Here is a 23,120-nt window from a genome sequence, read left to right as displayed (position 1 = left end):
TGATTTATATCAGTTGTTTTGAGCGGAAAAAACAATAAATTTATATTAAATTTTAAATTGTGTAAAGAGTTATGATATTTAATAACGGTAATCTTTATGAGAAAATGAATATAGATGCTGGTTTAGCTGTTTTTGAGCTAGGAAATTATTTTGAGAACGAAGAATGGTTACATTTTTTTTCTAAAAATGATAATTATGGTATCATTTGGTCAGGAACCAAAAAGATAAATCATATTATTAATGGTAAAGAGATGATTATTCCGAAAAACAGTTTTCTTTTTATAGCACCTAATATTCAACAAAAATTTATTAAACAATCGAGTAAATGCGACGCTTGTTACATTGTTTTCAAACGCGAATTTTATTCGAAATCTATAGCAGAAAATCTAAAATTGGAAAATAGTATACTATTTTCTCCAGAACACGTAAATATTGTAGAAAACAATATTTGTTCAGCACCTATTTTTGAATCAAATTATATCCAATACTTTTTTAGAACTTTAAACACAGATTTAGACATTAAATTAGCGCATAATCTATTGGAGAGAATTATTTTGGATGGACAAATGCAAATGTTTGATTCAGGACAACAATTTATTAATGATGATTATGACGTAGAGATTGCATCAAAATTTAAAAAACTGTTGCAACAAAATGTTAATGAGTATAAACAAGTATCTTTCTATATAGATCGTCTTTTTATAACAAAAAGAAGATTAGATAAAGCAACATTAATTATTTTCAAAAAATCAGCAAAAGAAATGATTATTGATGAATTGATGAAAAATGCCAAGATTATGTTGGCTAATTCTAAAATGTCAATAAAAGATATTGCATTGGAACTCAATTTCCTGCAAGAGACCAATTTTGCAGCCTTTTTCAAGAAAAAAACGGGTATTTCTCCGTCTAAATTCAGACAAAACACTCCGAGTTAATTAGTTAGATTTGTCTCTTTTCATCATATTTATGTACTTTTTCATCACATAAGATAAAAAACTCGACATAAATTTGCACTCGCATTTGTAACATAATGCAACTCTAAAGATAACTACTACCTGAATATTTAACAAATTATTTTACAAAAACTTTTAAAAAATTATAAGATGATGAAAAAAGCAGCATTTATTTTAACAATTTTATGTGCATTAGTATCAGGAGTAGCATTTGGTCAAGCTCAAGCAACTTTGAATGTTAAACTTTATCCAATCCAAACAATTGTAATTGGAGGTAACAATACTGTAAACTTAGAATACAAGACTAAAGATAATTACTTAAACGGAGTTACAAGTGACATGAAAGATCACTTAGTAGTTTATAGTACAGGTGGTTTTGCGGTAAAAGTAAAATCTGAGAATGAAGATTTAGTTTATACAAAAGATGCCTTAACAAGTAAGATTGCTGCAAATACAATCAACTTACAAGCGACTTTAGGTACAGGAAATGCGTTAAATGCTTCTACAATGAATAACGTAGTTTTATCTAACGAAAACAAAAACTTAATTTCTAGTAATGTAGGTGGTACAGAGTTGAAATTTAACGTTGCATATAACGGTAAAGGAAACAACGATTACGTAAACAAATACTACAACGTAGAAACACCAAACGTGTACACAACTACAGTGACTTACACGATTGAAGCACAATAATAAAACAAAAATATGAAGTAATGTTGCAAAACATTACTTCTCTTTTGCTTATGAAAATTCTTCGATTTTTAATTCTATTCTTTTCAGTTTCGGTTTTATTTTTTGGACAAAAAGTACAAGCACAATCTGGAATTTCTGTCAGTCCTCCAAGGACTTATTTTAGTTTAAACCCTGGAGAAGATGATCGTAAAAAGATTTTAATAACCAACGTTAGCGATGTTAATACGCTAGAGTTGGCAATTTCGTTTAACGATTGGAAGTATGATGAATTTGGAACAAATATAGTTTCTGATCCTAATACAAGTTCAACAAGTTGTGCCAATTGGATTACCATAATTTCTGGTAATACATTAACACTTCAACCAAAAGAATCTAAAGAAATTGAGGTTTTGATGAATGTTCCCAAGGAAATTTCTGCTGATGATGTACATACAACAATGATGTATATAACGCAAACAAATCCTGTTGCTGGACAAAATAAAAGTGGAGAAAATATCAAAATTTCTATCCGAACTGGTGTCAAAATCTATCAAAGATTAAATATTGGTCGTGATGTAAATGTAGAATTTACCAACTTTGTTTTTGATAAAACTCAAAATAATTTGGTTTTAAATATCGAAAACGCAGGAAATGTTTGGAGCGAAGGAACAATTAAAAACGAAATGATTAACCAAGAAAATGGAAAGCAAATTGCTTTACCAGATTTGGTTTTCTATAGTTTACCAAATGACAAGCGCATTGTTTATATTCCATTACCTAAAGATTTAGAAAAAGGAACGTATATTGCAACTTCTACCTTGAGTTTGGGTGATAATGATCAAATAAAAATTGCTGAATTAAGCTTTTCCAATGATAAATAACAAATACATACAAAATATTTTTGTCTCATTTTTTTTGATGACATCTTTGTTTGTATCTGCTCAATTTACTCTTAATTCTCACAACAATGGTTGGGTACAAGTGAATGGAAGCAGTGGAGTTACTGTGAAAAATGTGGTTGTAAATCAATTGCAAATGAACGGTCCGCTTAATATCAAAAACTGGTCAATCGTTGGGCGAGTTGTATCGCCAATTGTTAATTCGGAGAAAAAAGAGTTTCCAGTAGGAAAACTAAAACTACAATTCAACACGTACACAGCAGAACAATATTACGCAGAAAATTATCCAACGATAAATCAAATCGGTGTCATACAAAATACAATTGCGATGAGTTTTACTCCCGTATATTTTATTCGTAATTCGCCTTTGGTTATCAATCCGCCAAGCGGTCGTTTTGGAAGTTTAAAGTTGAATTATGATATTATTATCGAAGCAGGTACATATCTAAATTCGCTAAAATCTTGGAATAATTATCCCATTCGATTAGAATTTTCTTTGCTAAACGAATTTGGAAATGTTATCAGTACAGGTCAATTTTCTATTGATATGCAAATTAGTCCATCCGGAAACTACGATCCTGCACCAACCGTTTCTATCGCTGTTGATGGTTCGGCATCTAATGGAGAATTAATTTTTAAGACCATGCAAGATTATAAAAATGGTGTAAAAAAAGAATATCCAAATGGATTGATTGTAAGCTCGGATACGCCTTACGACATTCAGGTTTCTTCGCTTAGTCAATATTTACAATCAAGTACATCGGGAAATTTAGACCTCAATTCGGTAAAAGTTCAATTAAAAGATTCGGACACAAATAAATTATCTAACACAGTTAGTTTATCTAATTATAATCAATCATTAATTAGTAATTCATCCAAAACTGCTTCAAAGAAATACACTATTATCTACTCTACAACACCTTCTGATAGTAAGATTTTGAACAGTAAACCAGGAAATTACGCTGCAACTTTATTGTACACAATTACGCCTTTGTAACCCAATAATGCAATTTTTTTGTTCACATTTACGAAGCATCTTTTTTGTTCTGCTTTTCACAATTAGCGGACAAAATTTGTATGCGCAAAACTTTGCAAAAGGATTAATTTTTAAGACAACAAATGAAGTAAAAATCGAAGACAATAATGTCTTTACGGTTATTATGCAGTTTGAGAATACAACGAATGATACTATTGATGCACGACTGAAATTGAATCTTCCTATTTCTATTCGTTCTTATTCACAAGACGATTTACGCATCAAGATCAATCCCAATAAAAAAGCATTTATTCCACTTAAATTTTCTGTTAATAAATCTCAAATTGCGGGTCAAGTTCCTTTAGAATTTAATATTATTGATAGAAAAACAAACAAAGAAATTGCAAATTCTGTTTCGAGAATCTTTATAGAATCGAAAAAGAATTTGAAAATTTTTCCTGTTCAATCTAATATTTTTTATAGACAAGAAGGCGATTCTATTCATTATGAATTGAAAGTTGCCAATATGGGAAATCAGTCCGAAAAAGTTTTAATTACCAATGTTTTTCCTGATTTTAAAGGAAATTTTATTTCAGAAAATAAACGAATAGAAATTCAAGCATTTCAAGAACAAACCATTCGTTTTTCTAAATATGTCGACCACGAAATGATGAAAATGGAAACATATCAAGCCAATGTTTCTGCTTTTTATGACAATGGAAATTTTGCTGGAAATGTATTTTTCACCATTCAAAATGCAAGTTCTAATCGTGTTTATGTCGATCCTACAATGTTAAATCAAACATGGATCAACCAATCAACTAATTATGTTAGAATGACGGTTCGTGATGTAGGTTCGCGAAATGAAAATTATAATTTGATGGCACATCAAGAATTTTCGGTTGGTCTTAACGAGTTTTCATATAATATAAATGGAACAAGTTGGCAACATGATCAGGGGTCTGTTTTGACGGATTCTTGGGTAAAATATGAGCGAAAAAATAAAGGAGTTTTACTTGGAACAATTAGTAATAATGATTTCGACATTCCGATTAATGGACGTGGAATAATGTTGTTTAATAATTATAATAAAAATGACAATAGAATTGTAATTGGTACTGCAGAAAAAAACTATAATTTGTTGGATGATTTTAGCGGAGAAAAATTTCGAAATTATCACACAACGTTTGCTAACACACGTTTTTTAGTTAATGGTGATAATGAGTTGGAAACAACTGCGCTTTTTGATCAAAGTTATTCTACAACAAATTTTATTTTGACGAATGGTTATCGTTGGATTTCGAAAAACAAATGGAATCATGCGTTAAAATTTGGTTATGGTTTTTCTAAATTTAAAGAATCCAATGAAATCGAAAATTCGTTGTCGGCTTCTGCTAATATTTCAGGAAAATTCGGGAAATATGATTTCTATAGTTCCAATTATTTTAGTTCTGGTTATTATCCAGGGACGCGTAAAGGTGCATTATACCTTAATCAACGTTTGCAACGCTCGTTCAAAAAAGTTTCAATTTGGACGGCTTTTACAATAACAAATAATAACCCAAAATCGATTGATCCTTATTTAATTAATTATACCAATGCAAATCAATCAAAAGCATTGCGTGCAGAAACTGGAATTTCTTTCAAAGTTGCAAAACAATTTAATGTATCGATTTCGCCAAAATTAAACATAGAACAATCAAGTATTTTAGATATTAATACATTTTCATATACGCCAATTCGTTTCAAATCGGGTTACGTAAATGGATCATTTTCATGGTTATCAAATTCCAGAAGTCATCAATTGGTTTTTAATGCATTGGGTGGTTTTTCAGAATTGAATAATGAAAGTACTCAAGAACCAATTGTTTCGGGACAATTGACTTGGAATTTCAAGAATTTTCAATTAAATACAACCTATCAACGTGGAAGTTTGATGATTGCCGAAATTTATTCTACCAATAATTTAGATCATCAAATAGAACGTTTTAACGCATCGGCAAGTTATCGTCAAAGTTTTTTCAAGAAAAGATTAAATACGGCATTAAGTGGTTATTATAGTATGGACAAAAGTTTCGGGAATACCTTTACTTTTGGCGCTTCTGTAGATTATCAGCCAATGGATAATTTTAGTATAAATGCACAAATAAATCATAGCGAATATAATGCGAGAATGATGTACACCAACCAAACATATTTGCAATTTGGTGTACAGTATAATTTGCCTGCAAACCGTGCTGTAAGTAGTGTGAAAGATGGAACTTTAAACTTACTTGTTTATTATGACTACAATGCAAATGGTGTTTTTGACGATGGAGATAAAGTTGCAGATAGCCGTGTTGCAAAGATTAATGAAACGAGTTTTATCACCGATTTAGAAGGAAAAGTGGTTTATAAAAAAGTGCCTTATGGCGATTATTTGATAAAACTTCCTGGTAAAAAATGGTTTGCACAAGATTATACAATTTCTATTAATAGTAAAAATACAACACTTGCAATTCCAATGCAATTAACAGGTGTTGTACGTGGAAAAATAGAATATGAATTAACGTCAAAATTAGAGTACCAAGTTTCTGCGAATTTATTTGGATTTACTTTAGTTTTTACCAATGAAAATGGACAAGCTTTTACAGTAAAAACCAATGATAGAGGAGAGTATACAGCTTTTTTACCTGTTGGTAATTATACATTTTACATTGTAGAAAGTTCTTTGCCAGAACATGTTTTTGCAAAAACATATCTGAATAAAGTAACCATAGAAAAGGAACAAAATATAGAATTTGAGCCTTTACTTCTGAAAATTAAAGAGCGAAAAGTTAACATAAAACGTTTCGGAAATTAGTCATATTATTTTGTTATTTTGCAGCAAATAAAATCAATATGCCACTTACTTTTTGCCATCCAGCAATTGTACTTCCTCTTAAAAAACTAAAACCAACTTGGTTTTCTATGACAGGCTTGATTATCGGTTCGATGTCGCCAGATTTAGAATACTTTTCTCGAATGGAAATTTTGGCTACACACAGTCATTTATTTTGGGGAGTTTTGTATTTCGATTTACCAATTGCGCTTATTTATTGTTTTGTTTTTCATTTATTTGTCCGAAATATTGTCATCATTCATTTACCTTATTTTTTTCAAGAACGATTTGTTGATTTTCTAAATTTTGATTGGATTAACTATTTCAAAAAACAATGGTTGGTTGTAATAATTTCGATTATAATTGGCGCGTATTCACATCTTTTTTGGGACGCTTTTACACACGAATGGGGTTATTTCGCTAAGTTAATTCCAGCTTTACAAGAAGTTTGGTTTACGAAACCAATAGAAGTAAAAGGGTACAAGTTTTTACAACATTTTAGTACATTTCTTGGAGCAATTTTTATTGCTTTCTGGATATATAAAATGCCAAAACAAACACTACCGATAACAAAGTTTGATTACTCTTTTTGGTTAAAAATTATTTTATTAACAACAATAATCTCAATGTTAAGATTTGTTTTATTTCCAGTAGAAATAGGATTAGGAAACATCATCGTTGTAGTGGGAATGAGCGGATTTCTTAGTTTGGTTGGCTTGGGAATGATAGATAAAAATAAGAAGAAATCGGTGTTAAGCTGAACTTGTTTCAGATTCTTATAAAATATGCGATGTTGAAATAAATTCAACATGACAAAAATATTTCAAACAAAAAAGCAAGCTAGTAAAGCTTGCTTTTTATGTTTGAAGTCTTTAAAAACTCACTTTATCTTTTATATAATTTCCGTTTTGACAATATTGTTTCAATTCATTTTCGATAAAGATTTCAATAGCTTCAGCATCTTGCGCAGGATACAATAAATGTACATTGGCACCAGCATCTAACGTAAAATACAAATGATTTCCCGTTTCCCGACGAAATTCCCACAGTTTCTCTAAAGCAGCAACAGTGTTCGGTTTCATCAAGATAAAAGCAGGATTCGACATCATCATCATCGCATGCAATGTCAATGCTTCGTGTTCTACTAATTCTCCGAAAGCTTTAATATCACCAGATTTTAAGATTGGTAATAACTCTTTTAAGTTGTCATTTGCTTCTATAAAACGACGTTCTGCATACGGATGTCCATTCATTAAGTTGTGACCAACAGTAGAAGAAACAGATTTTTGTCCTTCATGAATCAATAAAATAGTGTCATGAAAAGTTTTGAAAACATCATGAATTTCAGCATCAGCATATTTTGTTCCGAATAAATCTGAACTTCCTTCGATAAAATCATTTTTTCCCCATTCTACTAATCCTTTATAAACCGAACGACACGCACTTCCTGAGCCTAAACGCGCCAAGAAAGATGCTTTTTTTAACGAATTTTCTTCGGATAAATTTGCTCCAAGAATATTTTCTATTTGTACCAAACACAATGCCATTGCCGACATTCCAGATGCTGAAGAAGCAATTCCAGAGCTGTGAGGAAACGAATTGTGTGTGTGAACTTCAAATTTGAATTGATTCAAAAATGGAATATAAGCTGTAATTCTTTCAAAAAAAGTAATGATTTTTGGTGCAAAACTTTCTTTTAATTCACCTTCCAAATAAACCTCAACTTCAAAATTATCGGAAGTTTTTGGTGTAAATTTTAACTCAGTTTCTGTAAAACTATTTGTTAACGTATAGCTGATAGAGCTATTTGTAGGAATTTGATTTTTCTTTTTTCCCCAATATTTTACCAAAGCAATATTAGAAGGACTTTTTGCAGAAACGCTTCCTGATTTTAATTCGAAAGCAGAAGTTGAAAGTGTTGAAATGAATTGTTGTTCCATAAAACAAAAGTAAACTATTTTGTAGAATTCAGCTTTTGAAAACGCTCAAAATGGTAATCAATCGCCTCATTTATTGGTATAAATGTATAATTAAGTAAATTTTTGACTTTAGAATTATCATATTTAACGAATGTTGTTAACGAATAATAATTGGCTTTCGTCATGTATTGTCCACCAAAAACTCGGTTAAAATTCGATAAAATTTTAATTGTTTTTAGTGTTGAATTTGAAATTGATTTAACCGAATAATTTCTTTTTTGGGCAACTAAATTCAAAACATCTTTGTAGGTTTTGTTTTCAGAAATCAATACAAATTTTTGATTATAGGTTTTTTCTTCAGTCAATTTTATTAAGATTTTGATGACGTCGCGTACATCAATAAAACCAGTTCCGCCAGATGGTGCATATTTATTAATGAAAGAATTTTGAGTAAATAATTTTTCACTTTCTCTTTTACCATCAAGTGTTCCGATGATTATACCAGGATTTATTATAATTACTTTTATACCTTCTTGCGAAGCTCGCCAAACCTCCATTTCTGCACGAAATTTAGAGATTGCATAAGAAGAATGCGTCAAACTATTGTTCCAGCCAGAGCGCTCGTCAATCATCTTTGTGGCAGGATTTATATCGTCCATAGATGCGATAGAGCTGATAAAGAAGAATTCTTTTACACCAGAATTTATAGCTTCATTAACTAAAGCTTCTGTTCCTTGAATATTAGTGTTGAAAATTTCTTCTTCATCTCGTTCATCAAACGAAACAAAAGCGGCTGTGTGATAAATGGTTTGGATACCGTTTAATAGTTCTGAAAGCTCTGTTACATCTAACAAATCTCCATCAATCCAATTAATTAATGAATAATTATGCGAAGCATTTTGTGCTGTAAAAAAATCTTCGACAATTTTTGTGTTAGATGTCTTTCGTTTCAAAGCACGAATAGGTTGCTGCTTTTTAGCTAACTCAACTAATAAATGACAACCAACTAAACCTGTTCCTCCTGTAACGAAAATCATACTGAATTAAATATATTTCTTTTTCTTGAACCAAAAATAGATAAAAATAACAATTATTAGCATGATAAGTAAACAAATCGGATAACCTAATTTGTGATTTAGCTCGGGCATATAATCGAAATTCATTCCATAAATACCTGCTAAAAAGGTAAGAGGTAGGAAAAAGGCAGAAAAAACGGTTAAAGTTTGCATAATTTCGTTAGATTTTTGACTATTTAATGATAAATAAACAGTTAGCAAATTGTGTACGTCATCTACAATTTGAGTATGTAGATGTAACATTTTAACATTTTCTTCCATCAAATCTTGCGAAGAACTTGTGCGTTTGTTATCCAAACGGTATTCTTTTAGAGCTTCTAATGTGTAATCTAATATTTTTTTGCAAGCTGTAGCTTCTCGCTTAATTTTATATAAGTTCGGAATTTTAATTTTGCTGTAATCATCTGTAAAAATTAAATGTTCAAGCTCATCAATTTGTTCATCCATTTTATAGGCTGGTTCTTCGTAAGTTTTGATTGTCTCGGAAACAATACGATACAAAATTCCTTTGATACTTACTTTTGAAGGTTCCATATTTTGAATGTATTTTTTTAGGACTAAATCAAATATATCTGTTTCTTTTTGATGAACGGTAATGATGAAATTTGCACCGATGTAAATACTAATTTTATGGCTAAATTCTCTTACTGTATTTTTTAACATTCGATGCTCTTTATCAAAAAAACGAACCAATAGAAATGAAATATTTTCGTCATCTGATTCATATTTTGGTAAATGTCCAGGTTCTAAACTGTCATCAATCGTTAATTTTTGAAAACTGTATTGGGAAGCAATTTCATTCAATTCTTGCTTTGTTGGATTCTGAATATTAATCCATTTGAATTTATCTGTTTCGAAAATAGTATTCATTGGTTATTTTTTTTGCAAAATAACTAAAAATATCTGTATATGAATGCAATATACCTAATTTAGTAAAAAAGTTAATTTTTATGTTAATTTATGTTAATTTTAAATACTTAATGTGTAATAATGTTAATATAATGTTATCATTGCAGCTTAATTACAAAAAACGTAAAGATGAGAAAAAGACTTACATCTCTGAGTTTTGTAGCTTTATTTTCGTTAGGTGCAATTGCTTTTGCACAAACGACAGGTAAAGTGAGTGATGCTAATGGTTTTCCAGAAGCTGATGCAGAAGTACAGATTAAAGGAAGCGATGTTGTTGTTTACACTGATGAAGAAGGTAACTTTAATATTGATGCGAAAATAGGAGATACCCTAGTCATAAATGGGAAAGAATTTGTAGTAACGAGTAATACTTTAGGTAATTTAAAATTAGTTGATTCTGCAAATATCGATTTGGAAGAAACTGTAATTACTGTAGCGTATGGCTCACAAAAAAAAGAAACTGTAGTAGGATCTAACGAAGTAATCAAAGCAGAAGCTTTTGAAGACAGACCTTTATCTAATGTTGTGAAGGCTTTGGATGGTGCTTCACCAGGAGTTTTAGTATCTACAGGATCAGGACAGCCAGGTAGTGGGATAAATGTACAAATTAGAGGTATATCTTCTTATAACTTATCAAACTCACCTTTATATATTGTTGATGGATCTATTTATACAGGAGAAATTTCTGATTTAAATCCTAGTGATATTGCCTCTTTAAATATTTTAAAAGATGCAGCATCAACTTCTTTATATGGTTCTTCTGCTGCAAATGGTGTTGTAATGATTACAACTAAAAAAGGATCTAAAATAAAAAGATCTGCGTTTAACTTTACGGCAAATACAGGTGTTGTTACACGTAGTATTGGTCAGTATGATCGTATTGGTGCAGATGATTATTATGTAGCAGCTTGGGAAGCTTTACGTAATGGACGAATGGTGACTACACCTTCAGGAGGATTGGAAGGAGCTAATGCATATGCTTCGGCTAATTTAATTACAGGAGTTTTACAAAATAATATTTATAATGTAGCAAATAATCAAGTTGTTATTGATGGGAAATTAAATTCAACTGCTAAGAAATTATATGATGATTTTAATTGGGATGATTATTTAAATAGAGTAGGAAGCACACAGAGTTATAATTTAAATTTTAGTGACGCGACTGATCTTTCTACAATATATGCTTCTTTTGGATATAGTAAAGAAGAAGGATATGTTATAAAATCTGATTTTGAAAGATATACAGCACGTGTATCAGGAGATAGCCAAGTAACAGATTGGTTAAAGTTGGGTGTTAATATGAATGGAACTTTAACAAAATCTAACCAAGCAGAAGATGGTGGAGGTTCGTCTTACATTAATCCATTCTATTTCAGCCGTGCTATGGGACCAATTTATTCACCATTTTTATACGATGCAAATGGGCAACGTGTATATGATGAATTAGGAAACCCTGTTTACGATGGTGTTAATACAAGAGGTCGTGGTACTTCTGCAAGTGGAGGTCGTAATGTGTTAGAAGAAACTTTGTTAAATAATCAAATTCAAAATACAAATGCAATTAATACGCGTGGATTTGCTGAGTTTAAATTAGCAAAAGGATTAACTTTTACAACAAATTTAAGTTATGATGTAAGAAACTATGCTTTCAAATCTTACCGTAATAAATATATTGGAGATGCTGCAGGAGAAGGATCTTTATCTCAAACAGACCGTAAGACTCAATCGATGACTTTCAATCAATTATTAAATTATACGAAATCATTCGGTCAGCATAATTTTGATGTATTAGCAGGACATGAATCATTTGAGCGTCAAATCGATTATTCATACCGTTATAAAACAGTTGAAGTTATTGAAGGAATTTATCACTTCAACAATTTCTTGAAAAATAGAAGTAATACAAGTTATAATTTGCCATTAACAAAAGAATCATACTTTGCTCGTTTAAACTATGATTTTGCTGGTAAATATATTGTTTCTGGATCTATACGTCAAGATAAGTCATCTCGTTTTGCAGAAGGATATAACGAAGGTATTTTCTGGTCAACAGGTATAGGTTGGAATATTAATAAAGAAAATTTCCTAAAAGATTCTCAGGTTATTAATTTATTAAAATTAAGAGGGTCTTATGGTGAAGTTGGAAATGATGGAGGAATTGATGAAAACCCAGGTTATTTTGCAGATTTAACATTATATAACTTAGGGGATTATTTTAATGCAGAAGAGCCAGGTGTTTACTTAAGTCAAACTGGTAATAAGCGATTAACTTGGGAAACAAATGTACAATTAGACGCTGCTTTAGAATTCGGATTATTTAAAAATCGAATTACTGGATCTGTGGAATTCTTTCGTAGAGAAACAGAGAATATGATTTTTCCAAATCCTCAACCAGGTTCTGCAGGGGAGCCAGGTAATCAGATATTTACGAATATCGGAACAATGAGAAATACTGGATGGGAGTTAGGTTTAAATTTCGGAATTGTACGCTCAGAAGATTTTACATGGAATTTAGGTGTTACAGCAACAACATTCAAAAATGAAATAGTTGAAATGCCAAAAGGTCAAGAGGCAATTATTAATGGAACAAAACGTCTAGCAAAAGGACATTCATTATATGATTTCTGGTTAAGAGAATGGTATGGTGTAGACCCAACAGATGGAGCTCCATTATTCGTTCAAGACCCTACAAAGGCTGACACATCTGCAACACGTGTTATTGATGGTAAAAAATATACGACAAACCACAATAATGCAAATTTTGGTTATGTTGGTAGTTCTCTTCCAGATGTTTATGGGTCTGTTACGAATGAGTTTAAATACAAGAATTTATCTTTAAGTACTTTATTTACATATCAAATTGGAGGAAAAGTATATGATAGTAACTATGCTCTTTTAATGACAAGCTACCCTCAAGGACAAGCTTTACATAAAGATATATTAAACGCTTGGAAGAATCCAGGGGATATAACGGATGTTCCTATTTTGAGTTCTCAAAATTATACAGCAGCAGCAGCACAATCTTCAAGATGGTTAGAGGATGCAGATTATTTTATGTTGAAAAACGCAACATTAGGATATACGTTTGATAAAACTAGTATTCAAAATTTAGGATTATCAAATTTAAAACTTTTTATCAGTGGAGAGAACTTATTTGCTGTTACAGCAAAAAAAGGATTAGAGCCTGTACAGTCGTTTAATGGAACTACAACTTATCGTTATACACCATCAAGAACTGTTAGTTTTGGTATTAATTTATCATTTTAATAAAAAAAAACATGAAAAAAATAAAAATATTAGTTGGGGCTTTATTAATTGGATCAACAATGATGATGTCGTCTTGTAGTGATGATTTTTTAGATACTAAACCATCAAGTTCTGTAGATGAATCTTTGGTATTATCTACTGCAGATGGGTTATTAGCAGCAGTTAATGGTATGCATAGAAATATGTATGTTCGTCAAAATTCATCTCAAGGTCAAAATGGATATACTTCTCAAATGATTATTTCAGATGTAATGGCAGAAGATGTTGTATTTCCAACTGCAGGTAACAACTGGTTTGTAAGTCAGTTAAGATGGTTAGATGCAGCAAACGTAAATTCTGGTTCAGTAGCTTATGCTTGGGATTTTTGGTATTCTATGATCAAAAACTCAAACAAAATTATTGTAAAAGGAGCTAATGCAACAGGAGAGCAAAATACAAAAGAAAGAGCTTTTGGAGAAGCTTATGCATATAAAGCTTTTGGTTATTTTCAATTGGTGCAATTATATAGCAAGCGTTATGTAAAAGGAGGAGATAATTCTAGTGTAGGTATTATTATAAGAGATGATTCAGAAGATAATTCGCCAAAAGAAAGAGCAACTGTAGAAGAAGTTTATCAAGAAATCTGGAGAAATTTAGAAAAAGCTGAAGAATTATTGAAAAATAAAAAAACAATGAATAATTCACATTTTTCTATTAGTAATGTATATGGTTTGAAAGCCAGAATTGCATTGGTACAACAAGACTATGTGAACGCTGTTAAGTATGCTAGTTTAGCAAAAGTAGGTCATCCTTTGATGGAAGAAAGAATATACCAAGAAGGCTTTAATAAATATGATAATGATGAGTGGATGTGGGGAATTACAATTGTAGATGACCAAACAGACTACTTTGGTAATTTTATGGGATACATGTCTCGTAATTATAACTCGACTAATATTCGTCAAAGTCCAAAAGCATTTAACTCTGCATTATATAAAAAATTAGCAGATACAGATGTTCGTAAAAAATTAGTTGATCCAACAGGAAAACATGAAAGTTTAGGATTACCTTCTAACTTTGCTAAATTTCCATATACATCTCAAAAATTCTTATCTGTTTCAGCAGGAGATAGTAGAGGTGATGTTGTATTTATGAGAGCTTCTGAAATGTTTTTAATAGAAGCAGAAGCTAAATATTTCTTAGGAGATGAAGCCGGTTCTAAAGCTATATTATCAGAATTAGCAAAGAAGCGTGATAGTAAATTTGTAGGATTTACAAACTCAGGAGCAGCATACTTAGAAGATATTTATGTACAGCGTCGTGCTGAATTATGGGGAGAAGGTTTCCGTTGGTTTGATTTAAAACGTCAAGGAAGAAAATTAGACCGTACAGGAGCAAACCATAGTTCAACTGTAACAAATGGAGTAATGACAGTAGAGTCAACTGATAGTAGATGGCAATGGTTAATTCCTCAATCAGAAATTAATGCTAACCCATTGTGTAAGCAAAATCCATCATAACATTTTAATATAATTAATCCTCATATAATTATATATTTCGCGAGGTTCTCCAATCAGAGAACCTCGCTTTTTTATATCTAAAAATCTCTATCAAATATCAATCTAAAAATCATAACTTTGCAACTCGTAAAATTTGATTAAAAATATATTATAATACTATGAATCCATTAATTGAAGAATTGACTTGGAGAGGGCTAGTTCACAACATTATGCCAGGAACAGAAGAACAACTTACAAAAGAAATGACTTCTGGTTATGTAGGTTTCGATCCAACTGCAGATTCTCTTCACGTAGGTAGTTTGGTGCCGATTTTTTTGTTAGTTCATTTACAACGTCATGGTCACCGTCCTATCGCTTTAGTTGGTGGTGCAACAGGTTTTATTGGTGATCCAACAGGAAAAGCTGCTGAAAGAAGTTTGTTAGATGAAGAAACTTTAAATAAATATGTTGCTGGAATTAAAGGACAATTAGCTCGTTTCTTAGATTTTGACTCAAATAATGGAAACTCGGCTGTTTTAGTCAATAATTATGATTGGATGAAAAACTTTTCATTCATCGATTTTGCGCGTAACGTAGGAAAACACATTACCGTAAATTATATGATGTCGAAAGACTCAGTAAAAAGCCGTTTATCATCAGAATCTAACGTTGGTATGTCTTTTACAGAATTTACTTACCAATTAATTCAAGGATACGATTTCTTACATTTATACCAAGAATACGGAGCAAAATTGCAAATGGGTGGTTCTGATCAATGGGGAAATATCACAACAGGAACAGAATTAATTCGCCGTATTGGTGGTGGAGAAGGTTTTGCTTTCACATGTCCATTAACAACAAAAGCTGATGGTACAAAATTCGGAAAATCTGAAGGTGGAGAAAATATTTGGTTAGATAAAAAGAGAACATCTCCTTACAAATTCTACCAATTTTGGTTAAATCAAGCAGATTCTGACGCAGAACGTTACATCAGAATTTATACTTTCTTAGAAAAAGATGCAATTGATGATTTGATTGAGCGTCACCGTCAAGAACCACATTTACGTGAATTACAACGCAAATTAGCAACCGAAATTACAATTTTAGTACACGGTGTTGATGAATTGCATAAAGCAGAAAAAGCATCTCAAGTATTATTCGGAAAATCGACTTCAGAAGATTTAAAAGAATTAGATGGAGATACATTTTTATCAGTTTTTGAAGGTGTTCCACAAGCTACAGTATCAAAAGCAGATGTTGAAGCAGGTTTAGATATTGTTACAATTTTAGCAGAAAAAACAGGTTTCTTGAAATCAAATTCAGAAGCACGTCGCGAATTGACAGCAAACTCAATCTCAATAAACAAAGAAAAAGTAAGCGAAGAATTTGTTTTAACAACAGAAAATTTAATCGCTGATAAATACGTTTTATTACAAAAAGGAAAAAAGAATTATTTCATCTTAATTGTTGAATAATTTTTTATCACAAAAATAGTCAAACCAAAAAAGCAAGCTTCATCAGCTTGCTTTTTGTTTTGAAAACTATTTTTTTATTTCAATTCAGTCAAATAATTTTTGATCGAATCCGAAATATTTCCTTCTGATTTCTCTAAAACACGTAAAAAAGCACTTCCTATAATTGCTCCATTTGCAAAACTCCACGCTTTTTGTACATCCTCTTTTGTCGAAATTCCAAAACCAATTTGATGAGGTTTTGTTAATCCCAAACTTTTTACTTTAGCTAAAAAATCTTCGTTATAATTTGATTGCGCAGCGCCAGTCGTTGCAGAACTTGACACGATGTAAACAAATCCTGAAGTCGCATCATTTATTTCTTTGATACGTTTTTCTGAAGTTAATGGCGTAATCAAAAATGTAACTTTTTGATCATATTTCTCAAATAAATCTTTGTGCTGAGCCAAATAAATTTCATAAGGCATATCAGGTAAAATTAATCCCGAAACACCAGTTTCTTGGCAATTTTGCAAGAATTTTTCTAAACCAAAAGTCATGACTTGGTTGTAATATCCCATCAAAACAATTGGAGCAGAAATTTCGTTTTGTACAGATTTTAATTGTTCAAACAAAATATCCAATGTCATTCCGTTTGCTAATGCTTTTTCGCTTGTAGCCTGTATTGTTGGACCATCAGCCAAAGGATCAGAGTACGGAATTCCAACTTCTATAATGTCAACATTATTTTTGTCTAATTCTCTTAAAATAACAGGGGTATCCGATAAATTCGGATACCCAGCTGTTGTGTATATTGTGATGAGATTATTACTTTTTTGTCCGAATAATTGCTCTAATTTGTTCATTTTATTTTGCTTCTTTTAGTAAGATTGTATAAACAGGAAAGTGATCCGAATAACCATTTGCACGGTAAGTATCGCCGCTCCACATACGGTTTGGAGATCCTTTGTATGCACCTTCCGTTGCTTTTAAATAATCTTTATTGTATACTTCTGTTTTATAAATTTTGTAAGTCGAATAATCTTTTTTATCAGTTGTTAAAGAAGCTGTTGAAATAAATTGGTCAAATAAATTCCATGCATCACGATAAGATAACGAACCAACTCCTTTTTTGAACAAAGGTAACATAGGATCATAATATCCACCTGCTTTTACTGAAGAAAATTCGCCTGCAGGATCAAATGTATTCTTGATACTTGGAGAAATAGGATCGTCATTAAAATCACCCATTGCAATTACTTTAGCATTTGGATTCTTCGATTTTAATTCGTCAAAAATTCCTTTCATTACTTTTGCAGCTTCCATACGAGAAGGCATAGAAACTTTTTCTCCACCACTACGAGATGGCCAGTGATTCACTAAAAATGTAATTTCTTCACCATCTAATAATCCTGTAACTTGCAAAATATCACGTGTATATTTTCTGCTTCCATCAGCATCATAAATATAGATTGGATGAGGTTTTGTGTCTAAAACTGTAAAACGAGATTTTTGATACAATAAACCTGTATCTACACCACGCGCATCAAATGAATTAAAATGTACGACACCGTAATCGTATTTTTTTAAAGCTTTACTGTTTGCAATATCAGTCATAATAGCTTTACTTTCTATTTCGCATAAACCAACAATAACTGGAGCAGAACCTGTTACGTCAGCTCCTAATTCGCTAATTACTTTTGAAATATTATTTATTTTCTGAAAATATTTTTCAGTATTCCATTTCTTATTTCCGTTTGGTAAAAACTCATCTTGAAGAATTAATGGACGAATAATTTTTTTACCATTAATGTTTTCATAAGTATAAGCTTGTTTAAATTCTTCGGTTTGGTACTTCGAAATATCAGATTCTGCAATTTGAATGTGATAATTTGGGTCATTGTACTTCAAAGTTCCATCAATATATCCGACTGATTTTATGGTGTCAAAAATATTTTCAACATTGTAAAAACCAACAGTAGCACTGGTGTATTTCGTCTGAGCCTTAACCGTTAATGTTAATATCAGATTAAAAATTATTAAAAAAGTTAAAGATTTATTAAAATTAAACATATGTTCTTAATTATGAATTTACTAAATTTGTTATCCTAATTTTTAAAGATAGCTAATTTATAAATAAAAATTCTTTTGAATGAATAAATTATTATTAAGTATTTCACTCTTTGCTGCAACCGTTGCTATGGCACAAACGCAGACGAAGGTAACTGGAGTAGCAAAAAATGCTGCAACAGGTGAAGAGGTTTATAACCTCACTGTACGCTTGGGCGGAGTTGTAGTAAACGATGCAGCGATTACCGATCGTATAGGTTATTTTCAATTTGTAGATATTCCTGACGGGGTATACAAATTGCAAATTTATGGTGTGGGATATGATCCTTATGAAAAAGAGATCACAATAATTGGGCAGAAAGTGCTTGATTTAGGTGATATAAAATTAACTTTTAATCCAAATACAGCAGAAGTAGGTATTATTACATTGACTGATGACGAATTATCAGATGACGAAAGTACGACAGCTTCAAATTCAGGACTTTTACAATCTTCACGCGATGTTTTTGCTCGCGTATCAGCATACGAATTAGGTTCGTATTGGTTTAAACCAAGAGGTTTAGACAATAAATATAACGATGTAATGTTCAATGGAGTTCGAATGAACAAAATGGACAACGGACGTGCAACTTTTAACAACTGGGGAGGTCTAAATGATGTAACTCGTCGACCAGACGAATTAACATATGGTATAGAACCTTCTAGTTATGCTTTTGGAGATTTAGGTGGTGTTACAAATTTTGACACGCGTCCTTCTACAATGCGCAAAGGTGTTAGTTTAGCTTATTCTAGTACAAACAGATCTTACAGAAATCGTGTGATGGCAACATATAACACAGGACTGATGGATAATGGTTGGGCATTTATGGTTTCTGGAAGTAGACGTTGGGCAGAAGAAGGTATTATAGAAGGTACTTCTTACGACGCTTATGCATACTATCTAGGAATTGAGAAAAAATTTAACGAGCATCATACCTTAAACTTTACAAGTTTTGGAGCGCCAACTCGTAGAACAACTGGATCTCCAAATACACAGGAAGTAGTATATATGAAAGGGATTTATTACAATTCATATTGGGGATGGCAAGATGGTGAAAAACGTAATGAGCGAATCAAAAAAACGTTTGAACCTATAAATATGCTAACACACCATTGGAATATTAATAATAAATCAAAATTAACAACAACTGTATCTTATCAATTTGGTAAAGAAAGCGGTTCACGTTTAGATTGGTTTAATGCAAATAATCCTTCGCCAACATATTATGGTAATATGCCAAGTTATTATCTTTTTGATAGAGATAATATCAATGGAACACCAACAGCTTTTCAACAAGCAAATCATGATAGAGTACTTGGACAATGGCAAAATGGAGAAATTTCTCAATTAAATTGGAACAGTTTATATCAAGCAAATAGAAATATTGCATCAGGTAGAGCTGCTTATTGGTTAACAGCAGATGTTAATGAGGATAAAACAGCATCAGCTTATACTAATTTTCAGACAGAATTAGCTCCAAATATTGATTTAACAATTGCAGCATCTTATCAAAACACTAAATCTAAACTGTATCGCGAAATACAAGATTTATTAGGTGCAGATTATGTATGGAATACAGATGATTTTAATACTCTTGTAGATAACGGAACTTCACGATATTATCGTTATAATATGTTAGATACACGTGATGAGTCAGAACGTGATAAAATTAGAAAAGGTGAAAAGCAAGAGTATTATTACGAAATAAATCGTGATTATGCTGATTTGTATGCACAAACTAAAGTAAAATCTAAATATTTAGATGTTACAATAGGAATGAAAGCTGCGTTAACGAAATTTTATCGCGATGGAAAATTCCAAAACGAAATGTATAAAGATAATTCTTACGGGAAAAGTAAAACGTACGACTTCTTAGACTTTGGTGTAAAATCTAACTTCTTATTAAAATTAGATGGACGTAATTTTGTACAAGCAAATGTAATGTATCAAACAGAAGCACCAACTTCTGATGAAATTTTTCCAAATGCGCGTATGAATGATGTAACTGTAGATGGAGTAGAAAGTGCTAAGATTTTCTCGAGTGATTTATCTTATATATTAAGAGCGCCACGTATCAAAGCAAGAGCTACGGCTTTTTATACAAGAACAAAAGACGAGATAGAGAAATCTTTTGGTTATATTGATGGAACAAATGATGAAAGTAGATTGTTTGTGTCTGAAGTAATAACAGGTGTTGGTAAAGAATATCTAGGAACAGAATTAGCGATAGAAGCACAAGTTTTACCTGTATTAACGGTATCAGCTGTAGCATCTATTGGTCAATATGTTTACAAAGACAATCCAAGTTATAATTTATATTCTGATGAGTTTGGTGTACAAGGTATTCCTTTTAAAAATTTTGGAACTGCATATGTTAAAGACTACAAAGTAGCATCAGGACCACAATCTGGTTTTTCATTAAGTGCAGAATACCGCGATCCTAAATTTTGGTGGGTAGGTGTTTCTGGAAATTATTTGATGAATAATTATGCTGATATAGCTCCATATCGAAGAACAGGTGGGTTTATTACAGATAAAGGATCAATTATTCCTGGTGTAACAGAAGAAGGTTTAAAACAAGTTCTGAAACAAGAAAAGTTTAGTGATGAGTTTATGTTGAATCTTAATATGGGAAAAACATTTCGTATTGGTAAATATTCAGCAGGAATTTCAGGAACTGTAAATAATATTTTAAATAACAAAGATTACGTAACAGGAGGTTTTGAACAGATGCGTATTGGTAATTATAACAATGCAAGGGATAAAAACTATCAACGTATGTTTGGGCCTAAAATGTTCTACGGGATGGGAACAACTTATTTTGCAAACCTTTACTTTAGATTCTAAATTATTAACTAAGAACAACAATTAAAATGAATACAATATCTAAAATTTCAGTTGCAGTTACATTAAGCTTAGGTCTTTTTGTAGCACAATCGTGTGTACATGATGATGATTATGCTACACCTCCAATCGAATGTAATTTACCAGTAGCAAATATTACATTACCAGAATTAATGCAAAGAGTTAACGCTAACCAATTAAATGTAGATAGCAATAAAGCAATTCTTGATGATTTAATTTTAGAAGCTTACGTGATTTCTAGTGATGAAACAGGGAATATTTACAAAACAATTTCTATTCAAGACAACCCAACAAATCCAACAGTAGGAACTCAGATAGAAATTAATGCGGGTAATTTATACAATGATTATCCACTAGGATCTAAAATTCAAATTCGTCTTAAAGGTTTAAAAGCACGTTTAGATGAAAGAGCAGGAATCATAAAAATAGGTTCTGTAGATCCTGGTTTTGATATTGGTCGTATTCCTCTTACAGAATATAAAAAATATATATTCAAAACATGTGAACCAGTACAAGAAATAAAACCGAAAGAGTTTAATAGCTTGGCAGAAGCTATGAAAAATGAGAATATCAATACATTAGTAAAAATAAATAATGTACAATTTTTACAACCAGAAATAGATAAAACTTACGGAACAGCAAGTAAAATAGAAAGCAGAGAGTTAGTAGATAAAACTGGTTCTTTAAAGGGTGTTGTTGTAAGAAATTCAAACTTCGCAGATTGGAAAGATGAAGCATTACCAACAGGTAGTGGTTCTATAACTGTTGTAGTCTCTAAATACGGATCTATATGGCAAGTTTACATTCGCGATACAAAAGATGTGAAATTTGATCAATCACGTTTTGATGTAGGTGGCGGAACAAATCCTGGTGGAGGTAACACAACCGAAGCAGCAAACTTATTGTTTAAAGGGGCAGATTTTAATAACTGGACTGATTTTACAAGTTCACTTAATACATTTGGAATTACTACTGGTTTAGGAGTACAAGGAATAGGAAATGGTAGAGATGGATCAAATTCTTTCCATCTAAACGGTACAACAGGTACAACAAATCCTTTTGTATTTACCGTAAAAGCAGGTACTCTTACAATACCAGCAAATCCTAAGAAGATTACGATGTGGGTAAAAGGATCTGCAGCAAAATCATTATCATTTAACGTTGAAACGACAAGTGGACGTACCTTCTTTAATTTAGGAGTTTTTGGAACAGAAAATGTAACGTTAACTTCTCAATCAAATAATCAATATTCAGGTGCTGTAAATACGAACGGAGAATGGAGAATGATTACGCTTAATATTGAAGGAATGACATTAAATAGTACAGGAGATTTGTTTGCACTAAAAGCAGGGTCAGGAACAACGTATGATTTAATCATAGATAATATCAAAATAGATTAATATTTTTAGATTCTAAAATCTATATTTATACAAAAGGCGAGCATATTGTTCGCCTTTTTTTGTACTATAATGTTAAGGATATTGATAATTAGGCAATATTTTTAACCATTTTTAGTATAAAAATTCAATAAAAAATCATTTTAAATTTAACTTATACCAATATTGTGTTTGTGTTATTTGAAAATAATTGATATGAAATAGCATTTTTATTTATTAATAAAAGTTAAAAAATACCTTTATCGATATTTAATAAACTGCTTTATTTAAAAAAGCGATAAAAAAAAG

General features: G+C 31.2%; 16 protein-coding genes. 11 read left to right on the top strand and 5 right to left on the bottom strand.

Features of this window, described 5'->3' with window-relative positions; all coding sequences use genetic code 11:
• Positions 1–71: 71 nt before the first annotated feature.
• The 6 genes from RSC72_RS01550 (at position 72) to RSC72_RS01525 (ending at position 7,121) form a co-directional block, all read left to right on the top strand.
• Positions 72–935, top strand: a complete 864-nt coding sequence (locus RSC72_RS01550) for a helix-turn-helix domain-containing protein (protein WP_332543365.1) — start codon at positions 72–74, stop codon at positions 933–935.
• A gap of 168 nt (positions 936–1,103) precedes the next feature.
• Positions 1,104–1,646: a hypothetical protein gene (locus RSC72_RS01545; RefSeq protein WP_332543367.1), complete on the top strand. Its 543-nt coding sequence runs from the start codon at positions 1,104–1,106 to the stop codon at positions 1,644–1,646.
• 20 nt (positions 1,647–1,666) lie between these two features.
• Entirely contained in the window at positions 1,667–2,506 is an 840-nt protein-coding gene (locus RSC72_RS01540) for a molecular chaperone (RefSeq protein WP_332543369.1), read from the top strand.
• Complete coding sequence (locus RSC72_RS01535; protein WP_332543370.1) at positions 2,496–3,521, top strand: hypothetical protein; 1,026 nt, start codon at positions 2,496–2,498, stop codon at positions 3,519–3,521. The genes RSC72_RS01540 and RSC72_RS01535 overlap by 11 nt, the downstream gene beginning before the upstream one ends.
• Positions 3,522–3,528: 7 nt before the next feature.
• Positions 3,529–6,342, top strand: a complete 2,814-nt coding sequence (locus RSC72_RS01530) for a hypothetical protein (protein ID WP_332543372.1) — start codon at positions 3,529–3,531, stop codon at positions 6,340–6,342.
• A 38-nt stretch (positions 6,343–6,380) separates the two neighbouring features.
• On the top strand, positions 6,381–7,121 hold the full coding sequence (locus RSC72_RS01525) for a DUF4184 family protein (RefSeq protein ID WP_332543373.1): 741 nt from the start codon (positions 6,381–6,383) through the stop codon (positions 7,119–7,121).
• A gap of 111 nt (positions 7,122–7,232) precedes the next feature.
• Here the strand turns inward: RSC72_RS01525 and RSC72_RS01520 are convergent, their stop codons facing one another.
• From RSC72_RS01520 to RSC72_RS01510, 3 genes are read right to left on the bottom strand one after another with little or no spacing between them, the layout of a single operon-like run.
• On the bottom strand, positions 7,233–8,300 hold the full coding sequence (locus RSC72_RS01520) for a diphosphomevalonate/mevalonate 3,5-bisphosphate decarboxylase family protein (RefSeq protein ID WP_332543375.1): 1,068 nt from the start codon (positions 8,298–8,300) through the stop codon (positions 7,233–7,235).
• 14 nt (positions 8,301–8,314) lie between these two features.
• Positions 8,315–9,316, bottom strand: a complete 1,002-nt coding sequence (locus tag RSC72_RS01515) for an NAD-dependent epimerase/dehydratase family protein (RefSeq protein WP_332543376.1) — start codon at positions 9,314–9,316, stop codon at positions 8,315–8,317.
• A 6-nt stretch (positions 9,317–9,322) separates the two neighbouring features.
• Positions 9,323–10,225, bottom strand: coding sequence for a CorA family divalent cation transporter (locus RSC72_RS01510; RefSeq protein WP_332543377.1), 903 nt, complete (start codon positions 10,223–10,225; stop codon positions 9,323–9,325).
• 168 nt (positions 10,226–10,393) lie between these two features.
• On the opposite strand from RSC72_RS01510, the gene RSC72_RS01505 reads away from it, so the two are divergent.
• From RSC72_RS01505 to tyrS, 3 genes are all read left to right on the top strand, one after another.
• Positions 10,394–13,531 (top strand): SusC/RagA family TonB-linked outer membrane protein, encoded by a 3,138-nt coding sequence (locus RSC72_RS01505; protein WP_332565921.1) that lies wholly within the window; start codon positions 10,394–10,396, stop codon positions 13,529–13,531.
• An 11-nt stretch (positions 13,532–13,542) separates the two neighbouring features.
• A complete protein-coding gene (locus RSC72_RS01500) occupies positions 13,543–15,030 on the top strand; it encodes a RagB/SusD family nutrient uptake outer membrane protein (protein WP_332543380.1) in 1,488 nt (495 codons plus the stop codon).
• Positions 15,031–15,188: 158 nt separating this feature from the next.
• Positions 15,189–16,484, top strand: a complete 1,296-nt coding sequence (gene tyrS, locus RSC72_RS01495; protein WP_332543382.1) for a tyrosine--tRNA ligase — start codon at positions 15,189–15,191, stop codon at positions 16,482–16,484.
• A 74-nt stretch (positions 16,485–16,558) separates the two neighbouring features.
• Here the strand turns inward: tyrS and trpA are convergent, their stop codons facing one another.
• Both trpA and RSC72_RS01485 read right to left on the bottom strand, forming a co-directional pair.
• A complete protein-coding gene (gene trpA, locus RSC72_RS01490; protein ID WP_332543383.1) occupies positions 16,559–17,326 on the bottom strand; it encodes a tryptophan synthase subunit alpha in 768 nt (255 codons plus the stop codon).
• Position 17,327: 1 nt separating this feature from the next.
• Positions 17,328–18,533, bottom strand: coding sequence for an endonuclease/exonuclease/phosphatase family protein (locus RSC72_RS01485; RefSeq protein WP_332543384.1), 1,206 nt, complete (start codon positions 18,531–18,533; stop codon positions 17,328–17,330).
• Between the two features lie 79 nt (positions 18,534–18,612).
• Between RSC72_RS01485 and RSC72_RS01480 the strand changes: the two genes are divergently transcribed.
• Positions 18,613–21,417 (top strand): TonB-dependent receptor, encoded by a 2,805-nt coding sequence (locus RSC72_RS01480; RefSeq protein WP_332543386.1) that lies wholly within the window; start codon positions 18,613–18,615, stop codon positions 21,415–21,417.
• A 26-nt stretch (positions 21,418–21,443) separates the two neighbouring features.
• Positions 21,444–22,835: a DUF5689 domain-containing protein gene (locus RSC72_RS01475; protein WP_332543388.1), complete on the top strand. Its 1,392-nt coding sequence runs from the start codon at positions 21,444–21,446 to the stop codon at positions 22,833–22,835.
• Positions 22,836–23,120 lie beyond the last annotated feature (285 nt).

Source organism: Algoriella sp., from assembly GCF_036647415.1.
In the GTDB taxonomy this organism is placed as follows: Bacteria; Bacteroidota; Bacteroidia; order Flavobacteriales; family Weeksellaceae; genus Empedobacter.
Note: the sequence above shows the minus strand (reverse complement) of the source record. Positions and strands in the feature narration are given on the sequence as shown.